We start from the raw sequence: 19,689 nt of genomic DNA on the forward strand, positions 1-19,689 counted from the left end.
CATGTCATTAGCAAATATATTTAATATAGCGGGTTCGGCGATGAGTGCTCAGACAATTCGTCTGAACACAACAGCAAGTAACATGGCTAATGCTGATAGTGTGAGCTCCAGTGTTGGTGAAACTTATCGAGCACGTAAGCCAGTTTTTGAGTTGCAAGCGCCTTCACTTGAGCAGGTTACAGACACTGATAGTGGGTTGATACCCGGGCAGGGTGTGCATGTGGCAGGTATTGTTGAAAGCCAAGCACCGCTTCGTACGGCGTATGAGCCAAGCCATCCTTTAGCTGATGAAAAAGGCTATGTCCATTATCCTAATGTGAATGTTGTTGAAGAGATGGCGGATATGATCTCGGCCTCAAGGTCGTTTCAGATTAACGCAGAAATTATGAATACTGCGAAACAGATGGTGCAACGAGCTCTGACATTGGGGCAGTGATTTGCTGAACAACTATTAACCTGGTCAAGCAAGTGCTGGCCGTAATCAAAGAGTTGAGGTCATGATATGGCTGATATTAACGGTTTAAATAACGCAACTTCGGTTTATGAAAAGATAAACCAGGCCAATGAGGCGTCTTCTACCGCTAAATCTAAATCGCAGTCTGAAACAGATAGCGACATGTTTATGAAGCTGATGATTGCACAGTTGAAGAACCAGGACCCTACCAGTCCTGCTGACACTGCTGACTTTATGCAGCAAATATCAAATATGAGTTCGGTTGAGAGTATTAATAACCTCAACACGACTATGTCTGATATGAGCAGTGCTCTGTTAACCAGTCAAGCGGCCTTGCAAGCATCGTCAATGGTAGGGCAAACAGCTTTTGTGAAAACTGATAAGGCGGTGCTAGATAGCCGGGGCATTATAGAAGGTGTATATACGCTTCCTGAAAGCGCCAAGGGTGTGCGGGTTTCGATTTATGACTCGGTAGGAGGTGTCGTCGATACCTGGGAAGCGAAGTCTGTGGCTGCTGGTGATCATAATTTTGGTTGGAGTGTGGGTAATAGAGATCCACAAAGTGAGTACAAAATTGTGGTGGAAGCGACAGATTCAGAAGGCGTGTATAAGCCAACTGAAAGTTATATTGGCCATCGAGTTGACAGTGTTACCTTGGGGCAAAACGGTATTGGTATGAAAGTGAATACAGGTGCCGGGACAGTGAATATGAGCGACATCAAGCAAATAGGTTAATGAGAGGGTACAGTCATGGCGGGTTTTAATATCGCGGTTACAGGGTTAAAAGCATCATCGACCATGCTTGATGTCGCAGGTAATAATATAGCGAACTCTAGTACAGTAGGTTATAAAGCATCCCGTACAGAATTCGGTGATATCTATACAGCATCGGTTGTGGGCTCGGGAAGTAGTAATACGCCAGGGTCGGGTGTTACTGTGGCGAATATTGCGCAGGACTATAGCTCTGGAACGTTAGAGTTTACTAACAATAACCTTGATTTGGCGATTAATGGTTCAGGTTTCTTTCAGTTAGATGATCAGCAAGGCGGTATTACTTATACGCGTGCTGGTGCATTTGAGCTGGATAAAGAAGGTTATGTTGTTTCTAAGGATGGCAAGCGTCTGCAGGGGTATGGGCTGGACGATAAAGAAAATCGTTTGCCTATAGGTGACTTGGCAGTAACCCAAAAAGAATACCCACCTAAAGCAACCAGCGACATGGATCTTGCGTTCAACATCGATGATCGTGAAGACTCAACAACACTTTTGCCGAATTACGATAAAGATAAAGCCGGCTCTTATACCTATAGTACAACCGTGCGTACGTTCGATAGTTTGGGTAATGAGCACACTGTAAAATACAATATGGTTGAGCAGCGTCCTGAGCAAGAGTACAAAAAGTATGTAACGGCTCCCGCAAGTGATGTGCTAATTTCAGGCGCTCCTGCAATAACCGTAGCTTTGGCTGCTGGTGTGCCAACAGCCGCGGCGGGCTTTGCCCAAGTTACGACAACGGCTAAAGGCGCAACAGGAAATAACCAAGAGATTTGGAGGCTTCAGGACCCTGTTCTTAAAGATCTTCAGGAAACGGATCCAAGAATTTTTGCTGTTGAGTACTACCCTGATGGAGCGGGTTCAGGTGAGTTGAAGATTATTACTCGTGCAGACTCGCTTGAATTTGGTGACTTGGTTGTAACCGATAATGCGGCTACTCCTGCCTCATTAGTACCCACGGCAACGGATACCACAGGCTTTACTTCAAGTAATGAGAAGCAGTACTTTGAGTTTAATGCTGCAAACTTCCCAACCAATACATTTAATATTAAAGTTTCTGGTGTAGAAATCGATATTTCTACGGGTACCGGCGGTATGAGTGCTGAGTTGGTTGCCCTAGCTATTCGTGATCGTGAATCAGATATTATTGAAGCGAATCCGCTTATTCAATCAGTAAGCTGGGACCCTGATCAGGGTACCAATGGAGCATTACGTATTGAATATAAACCAGAAGTAACCCCAGGCTCTTTGAACGCTGTTTCTGTGGGTGTGTTTGATGACAGTGTCTCGCAACTATTTGCGGCTGATAGTGTTGCTGGTGGTGCTTTAAATGCGCACTTTACTGAGCCAGGTGATAACTCTTATGACGGTGTTTATCGAGTATATGCGTACTTAAATGGTGATGAAGCGCTTGATCTGGGTAAAGCTAACGACCCAGGAAATGGCTCGGCTACTGAGCCTGGCCCTATTCTGATTAAATTTGATCCTACCAGTGGTATTCTTTCATCGGTTAATGGCGAGGAAGTGCGCACCGGCGCAGCAGTGCCTGATTTGTTAATTAAGGGTGCCGATCCAGCTAACCCAAATAATGTGATTACATTAAATTTGGCAGGATCTACACAGTTTGCATCTGATTCTATTATTAAGGCTTCAGACCAAGATGGTTATCCAAAGGGTGATCTTATTGGTGTTTCGTTCAGTGGAACCGGCGATATGATTGCGGCTTTTAGTAACGGTGAAGAGCTTAAAATTGGTGTGGTTGCTGTGGCATCTTTTGAAAACCAAGCAGGTTTACAGCCAAGCGGTGATACTGAGTGGTCGGCAACGCTGGCATCTGGTGGGGCTTTAATGAACCCGCCGGGAACTGGTTTGAATGGTTTGCTTCGCTCGGCTGCTTTAGAGCAGTCCAATGTGGACTTGTCTGCAGAGCTAGTAAAGTTGATAGAAGCGCAGCGTAACTTTCAAGCAAACTCTAAAACACTAGAGACATTGAATACGGTAACTCAATCGATTCTTCAGATCTGATTTGTACTTTCTTCTGTTTATTAAAAGAGTCGCTTATGCGGCTCTTTTTTTTGGCATGTAGTTTGCATTTAACGATATATAAAATAGGTACGGCAACCACAAAATTCCGGATGAAGTTATGGATAAAGTTGTTTTTATAGCGATGAGCGGTGCACGAGAAAATATGCTTGCACAGCAAACTCATGCTAACAATTTGGCTAACGTGAGCACGACTGGTTTTAAAACAGATTTGGCTCAAGCCCGCTCAATGCAAGTGTTTGGCGAGGGCTTACCTTCACGTGTTTATGCAATGACGGAAAGACCGGCAACCGATACAACGACAGGGACTTTCATTCAAACAGGCCGAACACTTGATGTTGCTATTGATGGAGGTGGTTGGTTAGCCGTTATTGGGGCCGACGGCAAAGAGGCCTATACCCAATCAGGTGAGCTGCAGCTCAATGCCGCTAATCAGCTTGTGACGGGCAGTGGTTTGCCGGTAATGGGTAATGGCGGCATCCCTATCGCTATTCCTGCGGCTGAGCAAGTCGATATTGGTTCCGACGGGACTATTACAATCCGCCCATTAGGAGAGTCTGCCGCTGAGTTAGCGGTCGTTGACCGTATCAAGCTAGTGAAGCTCGATGAGCAGTCTATCTATAAAGGTGTCGATGGTTTGATGCATGTGGACGGTGGCCTTCCTCAGCCGCCAGATTTGGCGCTTAAGTTGCGTTCAGGGTATTTGGAGTCCAGTAATGTGAATGCTGTCAATGAGCTGGCCAGTATTATCAGCTTGTCACGACAGTTTGAAATGAACATAAAAATGATGAAAACCGCAGAAGATAATTCTACTGCTGCGGCAAAAATTCTTCAGTTAAGTTAAGCAGTATTAGGAGATAGCAATGCACGGTGCACTTTTTGTCGCTAAAACAGGTTTGTCAGCACAGGATACACAGCTGAAAGTTATCTCTAATAACTTGGCAAACGTCAGTACGGTCGGTTTTAAAAAAGATCGCGCTGTTTTTGAAGATCTGCTTTATCAAGTACAGCGCCAGCCAGGTGCAGATTCTTCTGAAGGTACTCAGCTGCCATCAGGGCTGCAATTGGGTAATGGTGTTCGAGTGGTTGGTACGCAAAAGCTATTTCAAACAGGTGAAATGCAGGTATCTGAAGAGCCATTTGATGTCGCTATTAATGGTCGAGGCTTTTTTCAAGTAACCATGCCTAGTGGGGAGCTTGGTTATACACGTAATGGCCAGTTTCATGTTAATGCTGATAATGAGCTGGTAACTACAGAGGGTTATTTAGTTGAACCTGCGATTACGTTACCAGCTGAAATACAGACATTCACTGTAGGTGTTGATGGAACAGTAACAGCTGTCGTTGCCGGAAGTGCTACGCCAGTTCAGCTTGCGCAGCTAGAAATAGCAGACTTTGTGAACCCGGCAGGTTTACAAGCGATTGGACAGAACTTATTTATTGAAACCGCCGCAAGTGGTGCCCCACAAGTAGCAGTGCCAGGTGAAGCTGGTACCGGGATTTTGCGTCAAGGAATGCTGGAAGGATCGAACGTAAACTCTGTCGAGGAGTTGGTGAATATGATCACAACCCAGCGTGCTTATGAGATTAACTCAAAAGTGATTTCTACTGCAGATGAGATGCTCTCTTATGTTTCGCAGCAGTTGTAATTTATTGATGTTATTTAGTGTGTGAAGTCTATGAAAATGAACGCATGGAAAATAAGAATGAAGCGCTTTGTGCTAGTTACCATCGTATCAGTGCTTATGGTTGGCTGTGTTAATAAGCCAGTAAAGCCTGATCGCCCTTACTATGCGCCAGTGGCCCCGCAGCAATTACAGCAACCAAGGCCAGTGAATGGTTCCATTTTTAATGCGGCCACCAATATTGATATCTACAGTGACGGCCGGGCACACAGAGTTGGAGATATCATCACTATTGTATTAAGTGAAAAGACCCAATCTTCTAAAACAGCGAAAACAACAGCGGATAAGAGCAGTACATTATCATTGCCACAACCGACTATTTTAGGGAATGCTCTGTCTGTTTTTGGTGCGCCAGTTAGTGCTTCATCAGGTGCATCAACAAATGAATTTGAAGGTGAAGGTAAGTCAGATATGAGTAACAGTCTCACTGGTGATATTACTGTGACCGTTCATGAAGTGTTACCCAATGGCGTACTCTCTGTGCGCGGAGAAAAGTGGCTGCAGCTTAACCAAGGTGATGAGTATATTCAGATCAGCGGCTTACTTCGGCCTCAGGATATTGCCTCTGATAATACGATATCCTCCACCAAATTAGCTGATGCTAGGATAGGGTACAGTGGGACGGGTGGTGTGCATGATACTAATACGATGGGTTGGTTAAGTAAGTTTTTTGTCAGCCCTTTATGGCCTTTTTAATGTTGTGCTTGAGTAGATGCTCTGCAATAAACTGGAACATGGTGAATAGTATGTTTAGTAAAACGTTGTCTGTATTACTGCTTGGGTTGGCACTTTCAACTAGTGCACTGGCCGAGCGTATTAAAGATATCAGCTCGGTTGCAGGTGTTCGTAATAACCAATTAGTGGGCTATGGTTTGGTGGTGGGGCTTGATGGTACGGGGGATAAAGCCAGTTTTACATCACAGACTTTTAGAAATATGTTAAATAATTTTGGTGTGGCTATTCCTGCCACTGTTAACCCAAAATCTAAAAATATTGCAGCGGTTGCTATTCATGCTGAGCTCCCTCCTTTTTCTAAACCAGGCCAAACAATTGATCTTACCGTGTCCTCTATTGGTGACTCAAAGAGCCTGCGCGGTGGTAGCTTATTGTTGGCGCCTTTAAAAGGAGCTGATGGTCAGATTTATGCCATGGCTCAAGGTAATCTTGTTGTATCTGGGTTTGGTGCAGAGGGGCGTGATGGTTCTCGTTTATCTGTGAATATACCTAGCGTAGGGCGTATACCTAATGGGGCAACAGTAGAACGGACTGTGCCTAATGCCTTTGCACATGGCGACAGTTTGACGCTAAACCTAAATCATCCGGATTTTACGACATCGCGCCGAGTGTCTGAGGAAATAAACGGTTTGTTGGGCACTAATACTGCAGCGGCGATCGATGCGACTTCTATTCGCGTGAGGGCGCCTAGGGATGCTTCACAGCGTGTCTCGTTTATTTCAGTTCTAGAAAATTTAGAAATCACACCGGCAAAAGAGATTGCCAAAGTAATTATTAATTCGCGTACCGGTACCATCGTAATTGGGCAGGATGTCAGAGTTTCCCCTGTTGCTATCACCCACGGTGGTTTAACGGTGGCAATTACTGAGAACTTCGATGTGAATCAGCCGAATGCATTAGCGGGTGGCGATACAGTCATTACGCCTCGTACAGGTATTGAGGTCGATGAAGGTTCGGGACATATGTTTGAGTTTTCTCCAGGAACATCGTTGCAGGAAATCATAGAGGCAGTAAACCAAGTGGGTGCGGCGCCGGGTGACTTAATGGCCATTCTTGAAGCCTTAAAACAGGCTGGTGCTCTTAAAGCTGAGTTGATAGTGATCTGATTATGGCTATTAATAACGATCCAAATCACAACCCACAGTTTTACGCTGATATGAACAGTTTGCAAAAACTTAAGCATCAGGCGAAAACGGATACACCTGAAGCGCTTAAGCAGGTTGCTGAGCAGTTTGAGCAGATGTTTCTTAGTATGGTAATGAAAAGTATGCGTGAGGCTAATGCATCTTTCGGCGAGGACAATCCATTCAGCAGTGGTGATGTGCGTTTTTATCAGGGGATGCTGGATAACCAGATGACGCAAGAAATGTCTCAGGGTAAGGGAATTGGTTTGGCGGATGTGTTAGCAAGGCAGTTAAGCCACCAGTTAAATGTACGAATGGGTGATGATGATGATAATAAGGCGCGCCCTGTATCGGAATCTGAGCGTTTATTAAATCGTGCTTTTGATCAAGGGGCCAGTGCTGCGGCGTCAACGTTATTAGGCCAAAATTTTGTGCGAACTGATGATAAAACAGAAGCCCCGCCATCTATTACACCTATTAATGAAACCATCGATGCGCTACTTGCAGCGAGTGAAAATAAGTTGAATAACGCAAAAGCCTCTGTTGCCTTGCCTGCAAATTTTGAATCGCCTGAAGAGTTTGTCTCCTCGTTGTTGCCTTTAGCTGAAGGAGTTGCCGCTGAATTAGGCGTTGATCCCAAAGTGCTTCTTGCTCAAGCCGCATTAGAAACAGGCTGGGGGAAGCACATAATTAAGGATGGTGCAGGTGAAAGTAGCAATAACCTATTCAATATTAAAGCAGATAAGCGCTGGGATGGAGATCGAGCTCAGGTCAACACACTAGAATATCGTGACGGTTTGGCTCAACAAGAGAAGGCTCAGTTTCGCTCTTACGATTCATACGAGCAAAGCTTTCGAGATTATGCTGATTTCTTGAAAAGCAACCCTCGCTACCAGCAAGCGTTGGAATCTGTGGCTAATCCCCGTCAATATTTGCAGCAGCTACAAGCGGCTGGCTATGCCACAGACCCAGCCTATGCAGACAAAATAACCACGATTTTTGAAAACCGAATTTTAGCGATGGAATTAAACACACCTAAAGAAGGTTGATGTTTGGCCGCTATAAAAAAGATAAATATGAGTTTGTATCGCTGTTAAGGCGCTAAGCTCAGGAGGTAATGATGTCTAGTTTCAACTTGCTAAATTTAGGTAATCAGGCGCTCAGGTCTAATCAGGCGGCGCTGTCGACGGTTGGGCAAAATATATCCAATGTTAATACGCCGGGATATAGTCGTCAGATTGCTAATTTCTCTACGCTGCCAGATCAGACTGGCGTGCAGGTTGATTCTATTGATCGTATTACTAACAAATTTCTGACTCAGCAGTTATGGTCTGATTTGTCTTCTTATAATCAGACGTCGACTTATGCAAATATGTCGGGCGAGTTAGATAATTTACTAGCGACTGAAACAACCAGTGTTTCTAATGCGCTAGACCAGTACTTCAGTGCCGTGCAAAATGTAGTAGATGACCCTGTTTCAATCCCTAATCGAGAGTTGTTTGTTGCACAATCAGATGCGCTCGTTAAACGCTTTAATGATTTGGGTGCGCATATTAATCGCCAAAGCACCACCATTAACAGTGTGATCGATGATTTGGCCAGCCAGATAAACTCATTAGCCACCAGCATAGCTGAGACAAATACCAGCATTCGAATAGCCACATCATCCGGTAATTCTGCGAATGAACTCAAAGACCAGAGAGAAGAGTTAACTAATCAGCTATCTGAACTCGTGGGTATTAAAGTCATAGAGCAAGGCGAGCAGTTTAGTGTTTTTATCGGTAATGGACAGCCTTTGGTGGTCGGTGTTGCCGCCAGTCAGGTGCAGTCGGTGCAAGGTGACCCAGATAGCTCACAGAATGAACTGGCAATAGTCGTTTCAGGTAACAAGGTTACTGTTTCAGATGAGTTGAGTGGTGGCCGAATTGGCGGGTTACTTCAGTACCGGGAAGAAGCACTAAATGATGCGCGTGATGAGCTGGGTAGGATAGCGATTGGTTTTTCTGAAAGCATGAATACACTGCATCGTGCAGGTATGGATCTTGATAATCAGCTAGGCGCGGATATATTCAGTGATGTAAATAGCAGTGCTTTGCAAAGTAGCCGTCTTACCGCCAAGTCAGATAACCAATCAAAGTTTAGTGGTGGCAGTGGTGTTGAAATTCAAGATATATCCAAGCTACAAGCGTCTGATTACGAGCTGACGTACGATAGTGATAATAGTATTACCTTGGTTCGAAATAGCGATGGAAAGCAAATTCGAGTCAATCAGATGGCGGCGGTTACACCTGACGACCCTTTACTAACGACGGCTGATCCTGGGTACAAACAAGCGGCGGTTGCTGCCGTCGATGAAGAAGGCGAGTTTTTTCTTGGATCAGATGGAAAGACATTGTCTTTCCAGGTTGATGGTATGAAGGTCACCCTAAATACCGATACTCGATTTGCTAAAGGAGATACCTATCTTATTCAGCCAGTACGCACGGGTGCAGAAGATCTCTCATTGCAGCTTAACGATGCGAGAAAACTTGCGTTAGCATCTCCTGTAAGGATCACAGCAGACAGTGATAATAAAGGTTCAGGCGTTGCTACAGTCGCCGTGACTGATCCAGAGAAATTGCGCCTGTCTAACAGTAGTGAGCTTACACCTCCAGTATCGATTGTCTTTAATGCGCCGGCCCCGCCCTCGATTGCTGACCCGGCGCCAAAGATGACCTACACCGTTTATGATGTGAGTGATCCAACCAACCCTCAAGCATTGAGTGCTAATAACGAATATGTGCAGGGGGCAACGATAGGCCTAAATGGTTACAGTGTTGAAATAGGCAATGAGCCGCAAGCAGGTGATCGTTTTAGTTTTACTTTTAATCACAATGGCGTATCTGATAACCGTAATGCGTTAGGGTTATCTAATTTGCAGCAAGAAAGTAGTTTGAATGGTGGTAATTATCAAGACCTCTACAGCAGTTTGGTTGAGCGTGTAGGTACGCGAACGGCAACATCACGCATTACAGTAGAAGCAAACAAGGCGGTGCTGGACTCAACCAGCAGTGCAAAATCCAGTGTGTCGGGGGTTAACCTTGATGAAGAAGCAGCCAAGTTGGTGCAGTTTCAGCAAGCGTATCAGGCATCTGCACAACTGATAAAAACATCACAAACACTATTCGACACCTTGTTGAGAAGTGTTTAAGAAGGAGGCTGAGTTATGCGTATTTCAACCCAGCAACAGTATTTTAAATCGATAGACCAGATGCAGAACTCGCAATCTAAACTGGCAGACTTGCAGAACCAGATATCGACAGGTAAAAAACTGCAAACCCCTTCCGATGATCCAGTAGCGGCAGCGCAGGTAGTTAAGCTAGAACGCGAATTGGCGCAGTATGAAAAGTACGACGATAATATTAATGTTACCCAGCGACGTTTGGAGTTAGAAGATTCCATATTGGATGACATTAATATAGCCACAGATAGAATGCGTGAAATAACCCTGCAAGCGGGTAACGGAACACTTAATGATCAAGGGCGTGAAGCAGTAGCCAATGAGTTGAAGCAGCTATCAGGGTACGTCGCTGGATTAATGAATACCAAAGACTCGCAAGGAGAATACCTTTTTGCCGGCAGTCGAGGGGCAACAACGCCGTATGTATTAGAAGGCGATAGGTATGAATATAAAGGTGATGATGGGCAGCGCCAGATTCAAGTTGGAGCGGCGCTGTATATGCCTTCAAACGATTCAGGTAACTACCTTTTTGAAGCCGTAGATGATGAGTTGAGTGTTGCGTTATCTGGTGATTCTGTTGCAAGCAACAGTGCCTTTGTTGGTAGCGCGACGTTTGCAAACGAAACAGAAGAAGAAAGGTTTACTGCTGCTGCGCAAATGGCCGGTTGGGGTGACTTGACAGTGCGGACAACAGAAACTGCCCCGTTACCCTCTGGTGTGTTTACCTTTGATGTGCTTGATAGTGGTGGCAATGCGGTTAAGGATCAGTTCGATAATGTGGTTGCAGGCAATTTTTTAACCAATCCCATTAGCGTAAATATTCATGGGATGGACATAGTTATTCATGAACCGACAGCGGCTGAATCTGGAGATATTGTATTAACGGTGTCATCTGAAAAGAAAAATATTTTAGATGTTGCTATGGACCTTGCTGATGTATTAGCTGAACCGGTTCTCTCTGATGAAGATCGCACTGTGCTGAATGAGGCAGTGGCTAAGGGTATTGATCAATTCAAACAAGCTGCCGAGCGAAATATCGAAGCAAGAACAACGTTAGGTTCGCGTCTCGGAACATTGGAGCAGATTAGCGGCTCTAATTTGGACTTTGAGTTGTTTACTAAAAGTGCGTTATCGCGCCTTGAGGATGCTGATTTGGCATCTGTAATTAGCCAGTTTAAGCTGCAAGAAGTCACTTTGGAGGCGTCGCAGGCCACGTTTGGGCGAATATCATCATTATCTTTATTTAATTACATCAATTAATAAGCGTAGTTGCGTCATTAGATATGTACGGTGCTAACGGCTTATATATTTCTATTTATGTGGTATGACGCATGGGCTTATTAGGTTGACTGATAAGCCTTTGTCATTTTTGCTCCCTTGCTCGCTTGTTTTCGCTCGTTTGCTAATGCCTGAAGCTGCGCGGTTATTTTAGGCATCATCAGCGCATCTATTTTTTGTACCTTCATTACCAAGCGTTCTATTTCGCGTGAGCTGCTTTCGTCTTTTGGCGCGTTAAGTTGCTCGGCTTGCTGTATTAATTTGGCTCTGTTGAGCTGTAACTGTTCAACTTTTTGCCAGTCTTTCTGTAAAGATAATTCGCTTATTTCTATTGTTATATCAAGTACTTGCTGTATTTTTTTGAGCATTGTCAGTTCCTTGTTCTTTTTTACTAAAGCATACATTGCGCAGGCCGCTATATAAAGTATTCGAACCATAATGCTGATGTAGAAGAAATTGAAAATAAACTCTAAAGCAGTAGCGGCATTGGTCGATAACTAAAACATAGCCGGTGTGATGCAGACTCTTTTAAACCGCATCCAACGGAAATGTACACTAAAAGCCAGTCAGATCTGGTGAAGGAGAAGCTCTTATGTCTATGGTAATCAATTCCAACATTATGTCACTTACAGCTCAGCGTAACTTGACACTATCTCAGAATGATCAGAACTCAGCGATGGAACGTTTGACCAGTGGTAAACGTATCAATTCCGCTTCTGATGATGCTGCAGGTCTGGCTATCTCTAACCGAATGACTTCTCAGATCCAAGGTCTGAACCAGGCTGTACGTAATGCTAACGATGGTGCGTCATTGATCCAAACAGCTGAAGGTGCGCTGGAAGAATCTACCAACATCTTACAACGTATGCGTGAACTGTCTATCCAGTCTGGTAACGGAACTTACTCAAGTGGTGACCGTTCTAAAATGAATGCTGAGGTTAAGCAGCTTGTATCTGAGCTGGATCGTATCTCTGAAACTACCAGCTTTAACGGCCAGAACGTACTAGACGGCACGTTAGGTACGGTTTCATTGCAAGTAGGTTCTGAAGCGAACCAGACGATTGAAATGAAAATCGGTGCAATGGACTCTAAGTCGCTTGGTATGGGCTCTACTAGTGCCGATGTATTAAGTGGCAATATCACTAAAGCAAACATTGATATAGCGAATAACTCTGTAACCATTAATGGCCAGTCTGTAATGGCTATTGGTGAAACTTATGATGGTAGTGCTGCTGGCGAAGCTGGTAACTTGGGCAATCTTGTAGATGCAATTAATACTAACGTTCGTGGTGTTACTGCTTCTACATATGGAGAAGTAACCGCTTCAACAGCTGGTGATGGGATCCTAGTTGAAGGTACGGATACATTTACAGCCACATTGACAAAGTTAGACGGTACTACTGCTGCCATTAGTGTGACTGGTACCGAGAATATGGACGACTTGGTTTCAAAGTTAAATGAACAGGGTGGCGGGTTGATCTCTGCTTCTGTTACTGACGATGGCAAGTTGAGCATTAGTGCAGAAAATGTTGCATCAATAGGTATTACGGATGCTGGCGGCGCTGCTGGTACCATAGCTGCGACTACGCAAGCTTCTATCTCGCTAACATCCGAAGATGGTGGTGATATTACAGTTGAGCGTGGTTCTGCAGGTTCTACTTCTGACTTAACGGCACTTGGCTTCCGCGAAAATAACGTCTCAGGTGTGATTGAAGGTGCTGCTTCCGATGCAGGTACAACAACCTTAGCGGCTGGTGATGTAACTATTAATGGTACAAGAGTGGGCGCTGGCGAAAGTGGAGCGCTGCAAGATACTGTTTCGGCAATCAATAAAGTGAGTGGTGACACGGGTGTTACCGCTAATGCTTTTACTTCTGTTGAAATCGATTTGTCTGCCGGTACTGCCGCAGGTACATACGCCGACTTCAGTATGAATGGTGTAGTCATTACTGCTGGTGCTGATTTGGCTGCTCTAGTTTCTGGTATTAATGATGAAACTACTTCTACAGGTATTACGGCAACTCTTTCAGGTGAACAGTTACGCTTAGAGGGTGATGTTTCATCTATTACCTTTGGTGCGGATGATGGTGCTGCTGATACAGGTACAGCACTTGCGGCGTCTCTTGGAGCTGGTATTACAGTAGCTGATGGCGTAGGTGGTGTTAAGCTTACATCCGATAGCGGTGCACCAATTAGTGTTGACGTTACTGCAGATGGTGCATTAGCTACAGGCTTGTTAGATGCTAATACTACAGCTAACGGTAAGTTTGGAGCAGCAGTTAACAGCATTGATATCTCAACGGCTGCTGGTGCGCAAAAAGCGATTGGTGTTATCGATAATGCACTAGAAACTATTAACTCGACTCGTGGTGATATGGGTGCGATCAGCAACCGTCTAGACTTCACTGTCAATAACCTGTCAAGTGTTGCAGAAAACGCATCAGCCGCACGTTCACGAATTGAAGATGCTGACTTTGCAGTTGAATCAGCTAACTTGAGTCGTGCACAGGTACTACAGCAAGCAGGTACAGCGATGTTGGCTCAGGCTAATGCTGCGCCTCAGCAGGTACTGTCACTACTACAGTAATAAAGTAGTAACGGTAAATAGGTTAGTGAGTTAATAACCCGCTAAATAGAATCCCTCACCACCGTTGGTGGGGGATTCGTGTTTTCAGCCTGCGGGTTTAGGAGGTGTGAAATGTCAGTAGAATCAATGAATGCTAGCAATGTGGCGGCGAATACGCAGGTAGCGCAACAGCCACAAACACAGCAAACGAGTAGATCTGGCGAAACTGAAGTCGTTAATCAAGCAGCGTTGTCGCAGTCGGAAGCATCTGAAAAACCATCACAAAAAATGACCGCAGATGAAGTGCAGGTAGTCGTTGATAAGCTAAATGAGTTTATGCAAAACGACCAGCGCAATCTTAACTTTAGCATCGATAAAGATACTGAAGATATGGTTGTAAAGGTTATGGATACTGAAACCCAGGAAGTGATTCGTCAGTTTCCTTCGGAAGAAACCATCAAGCTAGCGAAACATCTTGAAGGTATGTTAGGTTTGATTTTTAACGATCACGCTTAAATAAAGTTCTACATCAGTAAGAGGAGAAGGTTATGGATACCAATATTGTTTCCGCTCTGGGAGCTGGCTCCGGTATCGATACCAAGAGTCTGGTTAAGTCGCTGGTAGACGTAGAAAAAGTTCCTCAGCAGGAGCGTTTGGACTCTAAAAAAGAGACGATAAATGCTCAGATTTCTGCTTATGGAACATTGAAAAGTAGTTTGTCTGAATTCCAGAAAATACTCGAACCTCTCTCTGATAATGATACCTTTAATGCCCGGGCTGTCTCATTCCCTGAAACTGATGTTATTAGCCCTAATGCATTGGCTGCCAATGCGCAGGCTGGTACCTATCAAATAGAAGTACTAGAAGTAGCTCAAGCACAAGCGCTAGCTGTTAATACAGCTTTTACTGATAAAGATGAAAGTGCAAATACGACAGGCAACTTAACTATACGTTTGGGTAACTGGACGTATGATGTGGATAATAACCCAACATCGTTCGCTGAAAATGAGGACAAAACAGCACTTGCACTAGAAATCACAGCTGATGATTCAATACAAGATATAGCCGATAAGATAAACAAAGCTGAGTCAGATGTTCAAGCATCGGTCTTATTAGTTGATGGTCAATATCAGTTAATGATTTCAGCACCCTCTGGTGCTAATAATGCGTTGGAAATTACTGGTGATGATCCTAGCCTCGACATGTTCGCCTTTAATGCCGGTAGTTACGCAAGTGTTACAGAAACCCAGCAAGCTCAAGATGCTGAGTTAAAAATTAATGGTTTAACAGTCTTTCGTGAAAGCAACGAAATAAGTGATGTTATCCAGGGTTTAACCTTTGATATTAATAAGAAAAGCCCCGATGAAAAATTCACATTTTCAATCACAGAAGATAAAGCTACTGCAGAGCAGTCTGTTCGTAACTTTGTAGAGGCTTATAATGAGTTGTATGACGCCGCTAAAGCCTTAACCGGTATAAGTACTGATGCTGAAACGAATGAGTCCTCTAGAGGCGATTTGGCAACAGATAGTTTAGCTAAAAGTGTTTTGTCGCGTATCAGGCAGATGGTGAGTTCTGAAGTACCTGGCGTGAGTGACTTTAATTCGTTATCAAATGTGGGTATTCGTACTCAATTAGATGGCAAGCTTGAAATTAACACAGAAGATTTTGATGCAGCGCTTAAGGATAACTTTGATAAATTAGGTGCCTTATTTGCGCCACAAACATCGTCTTCAACTAATGATGTTGAAGTCAGTATTGGTAGCTACGCTACTAAAACAGTATCAGGTGTTTATTCGGGATCTATTACAACAGCGCCAGCCAAAGGCTCTGTTGTAAGTGATGCCGCTTTTGTTGCATTTAATACCGCTGATACACCCACCGGAGATTTTACCTTTACTGTTGAAGTCGATGGAGCAACATCAGAAGAGTTAACCCTATCGGGTGATTTTTCGACGGCAGATGAATTGCGCTCGGCGTTACAGGCGTTGATAAACAATGATGATACTTTAAAAGCTTCAAAAGCTTTTGTCGATGTAACGGTGGAGCCCGGTGGAGAGTTTACGCTGGCGTCTCGCCAGTTTGGCAGCACTTCTAAAGTGTCTATAGCGGCTAATGGTGCTGATTTTGCTACAGCAACGAACCTTTCTACATCTTCAGTTTCTACCAGCGGGCGCGATGTAGCGGGTACTATCAATGGTGAAGCTGCTTTTGGAGCGGGCGAAGTTCTTCTACCCGCAATTGATACTGATCCATACGGTCTGAACTTGAGTGTACGCGAAGGTGCATCAGGTGATTTCGACTTTACCTTTTCTCAAGGTTTTGCCGGTGAGCTGACTAAGCTTATCGATTCTTTTCTGTCTTCTTCAGGGACTATTAAAACCCGAGAAACCAGCCTTAATAAGGATTTAAAAGGTATTGATGTTGCGCAAGAAGCGCTTGATCGGAAAATGACAAAATACGAAAGTCGACTTTCTCTACAGTTCCTGGCAATGGAGCGGATTGTTGCAAGCTTTAAAACAACGGGTGATTCATTGACAGGTATCGTTGACCGGTTACCGTTTACTGCTAAAAAATAAATACGAGCTTTATAACAATTACGCTTTGGAGTGAAAATGAGTATTAACTTGAATGCCATGAAGCAGTATCAGAGTGTGGATCTGCGCTCGGCGGTGGAAACCGCTTCACCTAAAGAGCTGATCTCCATGTTGGTAGACGGCGCTTTGACGGCAATGGCAAAAGCCAAAGGCGCGATTGAGCGAAAAAATATCAGTATGCGTACAGAACAGCTAAATAAAGCTAATGATATTATTTTGGGTTTGAAAGACTTTCTCGATCACGAACAAGGTGGCGAGATAGCCGCTAACCTTGATGCTTTATATGACTATATGGTGCGAACGCTCATGCAGGCAAATAGAAGTAATGATGAAGCTAAGGTTCAGGAAGTCATGAATCTGATGCTGCAAGTTAAGTCTGGTTGGAATGCGATGGAAGTCCCTGCATAAAGCGTGTGAGTTTCAAATAAGCTGGATATGTTCTAAGAGCGCTTTTATGAAAACATAAGAGCGCTTTTTTTTGCCCTTTCGCCAAGTATCGTCAATAATTTATAAGCACTGTTGAGCGGGTTGCGATTAATCCATCGCATTTCTTGTTAATCTCTATTCTTCTGCTAGACTGTCAAAAAAATGACATTTTATCAGTGATTTATGAATGCACCTTCTAAAATGAATGTACTGCTGGTCGATGATGATGATAAGCGTCGACAATCTGTCAGTACTATCTTCAGCTTTCTTGGCGTTAACCATCAAATGATGACTTTCGTTGAGTGGTTTCAGAATAACCATGTTAGCTCTGATCTGAGCATGGCGTTTATTGGGCGTTGCTTATTACCGGTCTCGCTTGAAAAGCTAATAGCATCATTTCGTCATAACGATGCACAGACATCATTGTGTCTTTTAGAACCGTGGGATGACATAGAGCAGTTAAGTGAGCGCTCTAAAGTTCAGTTGTTACGTGTTTTAGATGGCCCTTTGACTGAGCATGTTTTGACAGATCTCTTGCATGAAGCACAAGTGCTTAAGGGAGGGGATGAGGCTTTTGATCAATCTCTTTTCCCGCAGCTCATTGGGAAAAGTCAGCCAATGCAGAGCTTGAAGCAATCAATGATGCGTGTTGTTGATCGTGATGTGAATGTCATGGTCACGGGAGAGTCGGGCACAGGTAAAGAGTTAATCGCTCGCAGCTTGCATGATTATTCAAAAAGAGCGTCTGGGCCGTTTGTTCCGGTAAATTGCGGTGCCATTGCACCCGAATTGCTCGAAAGTGAGCTTTTCGGTCACGAGAAAGGCGCATATACAGGTGCGATTAGCGCGCGTGCTGGCCGGTTCGAAATGGCAGATGGTGGAACCCTGTTTTTGGATGAAATTGGCGATATGCCTTTAGCTATGCAAGTGAAGTTATTGCGCGTTTTACAGGAGCGGTGTTTTGAACGTGTAGGCGGCAGTAAAACCATAGAAGTTGATGTCCGTATTATCGCCGCCACACATAAAAACCTAGAGGAGATGATCCTCTGTGGTGATTTTCGTGAAGATTTGTATTATCGACTCAATGTCTACCCCATTGAAACTCCGCCGTTGCGTGAGAGAAAAGATGATGTAGTGATGTTGCTGCATACTTTGGCGCAACGAGCTGAGAAGCAGGGGCTGGGGCGTTTGCGCTTTCATATGTCTGCATTGGACTCGTTGCAAAGGCACCCGTGGCCGGGGAATGTGCGTGAGCTTTCTAACTTAATAGAACGTCTTGCTATTATGCACCCTGATGGTGTTGTTGGTGTTTCAGAACTTCCTGCTAAATGCCGTCATATTTCTGAACCTGAACCGACTCGTTATCAAGCACAAAACCCTCTGCCTTTAGTCACGGGCGAAGCGAGCCCTATTAGTTTTGTGACTAATGATAACTTTATAGCTACTGAGAATACTGATGTTGTGGATGAAGCTCCCGTCTTTGCTATCACCTCCCCATCAATGGTTGTTCCTGCAGAAGGAATCGACCTTAAACAATATATTGAGTCGATAGAGAAAGCATTAATAGCAGATGCTTTAGATAGAACAGGTTTTGTTGTAGCGCGAGCCGCGGCTCTGTTAATGATAAGAAGAACAACGCTAGTAGAAAAAATGCGTAAGTTTGGTATTTTGCGGGTATCAGGTAAATGAATGAAATCGATCGTTTGAAGCAAGAGCTCGAAAACACTAAAGCTGAGCTAGAGAGCATAAAGCGCGTGCGAGATCGCGAAATGGCGCACGGTGACCTGCTTGCTGTTCGAATGCGTCAATTACTTGACCTATTACCTGCTGGTGTCATTTTGATTGATAATCAAGGATTAGTATCGGACTGCAACCCTGCTGCGGAGGACCTTTTAGGAACGCCTTTACTGGGTGAGCTTTGGATGCAGATTATTCAGCGCAGCTTTGCTCCTAAGAATGATGATGGTCATGAGATATCCTTGCGAGATGGTCGACGTGTCAGCCTTTTAACGAGAGCAATGAAGGATGAGCCGGGGCAGCTGGTTTTATTAACGGACCAGACAGGCACTAGGCTGCTGCAGTCGCGTTTGTCTCAATATCAACGACTCACTGAAATGGGACGTATGATGGCATCATTAGCCCATCAAGTAAGAACACCTCTGTCAGCAGCCCTTCTTTACACTAGTCACCTTAGTGCTGAGAGTATCACTGATCAACAGCGTATTAAGTTCTCTTTAAAAGTTAAATCAAGGCTCTTGCATCTGGAGCATCAAGTGCAGGATATGCTGCTTTTTGCTAGAGGAGAAACCAAATTAGATAATCGTGTTTCTAGCGAGGCACTGTTTCAAGCAATTGATGATGTGTTGGATGTGCCGCTGGCGCAATATGATGCAGACTGCGAACTGTCTAACAATGCCAAAGGTTACTGGCTACAGTGCAATCAGGAAACGCTTATTGGTGCTATTCTAAATTTGGTTAACAATGCATTGCAGGCAGCAGGTAATGAGCATCCTCTGCTGATTGAGGCGCATATAGCAGAACAAAATATTAACATCAGTGTGATTGATAGGGGGCCGGGGATGGACCCTAACACTGTAGCGCAAGCGCTAGAGCCTTTTTTCACGACGAAGTCTCATGGAACAGGCCTTGGTCTTGCTGTCGCTCAGGTGGTTGCTAAGGCGCATCATGGTAGCTTTACGTTGGTGTCTCAGCCGGGCCAAGGTACGGTGGCTCAGTTCTGCTTGCCATTTATTCGGCAAGGCGTATAACCCAACCCATTTTCACATG

At 44.4% G+C, this 19,689-nt stretch carries 17 protein-coding genes; 16 read left to right on the forward strand and 1 reads right to left on the reverse strand.

Features of this window, described 5'->3' with window-relative positions; translation table 11 throughout:
* The first annotated feature begins 1 nt into the window (after position 1).
* The 10 genes from flgC (at position 2) to flgL (ending at position 11,295) form a co-directional block, all read left to right on the forward strand.
* Entirely contained in the window at positions 2 to 436 is a 435-nt protein-coding gene (flgC, locus tag G511_RS0119640; RefSeq protein ID WP_028471161.1) for a flagellar basal body rod protein FlgC, read from the forward strand.
* A gap of 66 nt (positions 437 to 502) precedes the next feature.
* On the forward strand, positions 503 to 1,189 hold the full coding sequence (locus tag G511_RS0119645; protein WP_028471162.1) for a flagellar hook assembly protein FlgD: 687 nt from the start codon (positions 503 to 505) through the stop codon (positions 1,187 to 1,189).
* Between the two features lie 15 nt (positions 1,190 to 1,204).
* Entirely contained in the window at positions 1,205 to 3,253 is a 2,049-nt protein-coding gene (locus tag G511_RS0119650) for a flagellar hook-basal body complex protein (protein ID WP_028471163.1), read from the forward strand.
* A gap of 118 nt (positions 3,254 to 3,371) precedes the next feature.
* Positions 3,372 to 4,115 carry a flagellar basal body rod protein FlgF gene (locus G511_RS0119655; protein WP_028471164.1) on the forward strand — a complete coding sequence of 248 codons (744 nt, stop codon included), beginning with the start codon at positions 3,372 to 3,374 and terminating at the stop codon, positions 4,113 to 4,115.
* A gap of 19 nt (positions 4,116 to 4,134) precedes the next feature.
* Positions 4,135 to 4,920, forward strand: coding sequence for a flagellar basal-body rod protein FlgG (gene flgG, locus G511_RS0119660; protein ID WP_028471165.1), 786 nt, complete (start codon positions 4,135 to 4,137; stop codon positions 4,918 to 4,920).
* Positions 4,921 to 4,950: 30 nt separating this feature from the next.
* Positions 4,951 to 5,652, forward strand: coding sequence for a flagellar basal body L-ring protein FlgH (gene flgH, locus G511_RS0119665; protein ID WP_245574176.1), 702 nt, complete (start codon positions 4,951 to 4,953; stop codon positions 5,650 to 5,652).
* Between the two features lie 50 nt (positions 5,653 to 5,702).
* Positions 5,703 to 6,797, forward strand: coding sequence for a flagellar basal body P-ring protein FlgI (locus tag G511_RS0119670; protein WP_245574180.1), 1,095 nt, complete (start codon positions 5,703 to 5,705; stop codon positions 6,795 to 6,797).
* Positions 6,798 to 6,799: 2 nt separating this feature from the next.
* Positions 6,800 to 7,864, forward strand: coding sequence for a flagellar assembly peptidoglycan hydrolase FlgJ (gene flgJ, locus G511_RS0119675; protein ID WP_028471168.1), 1,065 nt, complete (start codon positions 6,800 to 6,802; stop codon positions 7,862 to 7,864).
* A gap of 68 nt (positions 7,865 to 7,932) precedes the next feature.
* Entirely contained in the window at positions 7,933 to 10,005 is a 2,073-nt protein-coding gene (gene flgK / locus G511_RS0119680; protein ID WP_084629171.1) for a flagellar hook-associated protein FlgK, read from the forward strand.
* A gap of 15 nt (positions 10,006 to 10,020) precedes the next feature.
* Positions 10,021 to 11,295 carry a flagellar hook-associated protein FlgL gene (gene flgL / locus G511_RS0119685; RefSeq protein WP_028471170.1) on the forward strand — a complete coding sequence of 425 codons (1,275 nt, stop codon included), beginning with the start codon at positions 10,021 to 10,023 and terminating at the stop codon, positions 11,293 to 11,295.
* A gap of 80 nt (positions 11,296 to 11,375) precedes the next feature.
* On the opposite strand, the gene G511_RS0119690 is transcribed toward flgL, so the two are convergent.
* The gene (locus G511_RS0119690; protein WP_028471171.1) at positions 11,376 to 11,681 is read right to left on the reverse strand and encodes a flagellar protein FliT; all 306 of its coding nucleotides are present in this window, start codon (positions 11,679 to 11,681) and stop codon (positions 11,376 to 11,378) included.
* Positions 11,682 to 11,905: 224 nt separating this feature from the next.
* Here G511_RS0119690 and G511_RS0119695 point away from each other — a divergent pair, with 224 nt between their 5' ends.
* From G511_RS0119695 to G511_RS0119720, 6 genes are all read left to right on the forward strand, one after another.
* The gene (locus tag G511_RS0119695) at positions 11,906 to 13,900 is read left to right on the forward strand and encodes a flagellin N-terminal helical domain-containing protein (protein ID WP_028471172.1); all 1,995 of its coding nucleotides are present in this window, start codon (positions 11,906 to 11,908) and stop codon (positions 13,898 to 13,900) included.
* 111 nt (positions 13,901 to 14,011) lie between these two features.
* Positions 14,012 to 14,395 carry a flagellar protein FlaG gene (locus G511_RS24035; protein WP_051222268.1) on the forward strand — a complete coding sequence of 128 codons (384 nt, stop codon included), beginning with the start codon at positions 14,012 to 14,014 and terminating at the stop codon, positions 14,393 to 14,395.
* A 32-nt stretch (positions 14,396 to 14,427) separates the two neighbouring features.
* On the forward strand, positions 14,428 to 16,458 hold the full coding sequence (gene fliD / locus G511_RS0119705; RefSeq protein ID WP_028471173.1) for a flagellar filament capping protein FliD: 2,031 nt from the start codon (positions 14,428 to 14,430) through the stop codon (positions 16,456 to 16,458).
* Between the two features lie 36 nt (positions 16,459 to 16,494).
* Positions 16,495 to 16,884: a flagellar export chaperone FliS gene (fliS, locus tag G511_RS0119710; protein ID WP_028471174.1), complete on the forward strand. Its 390-nt coding sequence runs from the start codon at positions 16,495 to 16,497 to the stop codon at positions 16,882 to 16,884.
* 201 nt (positions 16,885 to 17,085) lie between these two features.
* Positions 17,086 to 18,591: a sigma-54 dependent transcriptional regulator gene (locus G511_RS0119715; protein ID WP_028471175.1), complete on the forward strand. Its 1,506-nt coding sequence runs from the start codon at positions 17,086 to 17,088 to the stop codon at positions 18,589 to 18,591.
* Entirely contained in the window at positions 18,588 to 19,670 is a 1,083-nt protein-coding gene (locus G511_RS0119720; RefSeq protein WP_028471176.1) for a sensor histidine kinase, read from the forward strand. Before G511_RS0119715 ends, G511_RS0119720 begins: the two co-directional genes overlap by 4 nt.
* Positions 19,671 to 19,689: the final 19 nt, after the last annotated feature.

Source organism: Neptunomonas japonica DSM 18939 (assembly GCF_000422765.1).
Lineage (GTDB): Bacteria > Pseudomonadota > Gammaproteobacteria > Pseudomonadales > Balneatricaceae > Neptunomonas > Neptunomonas japonica.